General features: G+C 64.9%; 1 protein-coding gene. It reads right to left on the bottom strand.

From position 1 onward, the window contains the following. A partial coding sequence (locus U4012_RS35585; protein ID WP_321804557.1) for a substrate-binding domain-containing protein occupies nt 1-750 on the bottom strand: 750 nt, incomplete at its 3' end. Nucleotides 751-855: the final 105 nt, after the last annotated feature.

Below are 855 nucleotides of genomic sequence, written 5' to 3' on the forward strand. Positions count from 1 at the left end.
CTCGATGTCGGGCGCGCCGTCGACCGACGTGATCACGATGTTCGGGCGGTTCAGCTGCTTCGCCGCGAGATCGCTGCCGATCGCCTGCGGGTCGTTGATCGTGAACACGCCGTCGAGCTTCGGAAAGCGCGTCAGGTAGCCCTGCATCGTGTTCATCCCGCCCTCGCGCGAGCCCTTGCCGTCCTGGTCGCTCGACAGCAGCTTGATGCCCGGGTTCTTCGCGAGCACAGTCTTGCAGCCGTTCACGCGATCGATCACGGCCGACACCTGCGGGCCGTTCTCGATGATCACGTTACCCTTGCCGTTGAGTTTCTTCGCAAGGTAGTCGCATGCCAGCTCGCCGGCCTTCACGTTGTTGGTCTGCACGGTCGCGTTCGCGCCGGCGGCCGCGACGTCCACCGCGACGACCGTGATGCCCGCCGCCTGCGCCTTCTTTACCGCCGGCTCGATCGCCTTCGGATCGGTCGCGTTCAGCAGGATCATGTCGACGTGCGCGGAGATGAAGTTGTCGATTTGCGTGAACTGCTTGTTCAGGTCGTAGTCGGCCGAGACCGCGGTGACCTTCGCGTTCGGGTTGAGCTGTTTCGCGCGCGCCTCGGCGCCTTTCACGATCGTGACGAAGTACGGGTTGCCGAGCGAGCCGACCGTGACGCCGATCGATTTCAGCGGCTTGTCGGCTGCATGGGCGGCGGCGGTGCCGAAGGCGAGCGCGCAGGCGACGGCGGTCAGGGCGGCTTTTTGCTTGAACATGTCGTTGTGTCTCCGGAAGGTCCGTTGGCAGATGGGTGCAGGAGGACCTGCCTGCGCCCCGATGGTCGAGTGGTGAGGAATACGAATCAGGTGCGGGCCGAGTCG

The organism is Burkholderia sp. BCC1988, from assembly GCF_905339895.1.
Lineage (GTDB): Bacteria > Pseudomonadota > Gammaproteobacteria > Burkholderiales > Burkholderiaceae > Burkholderia.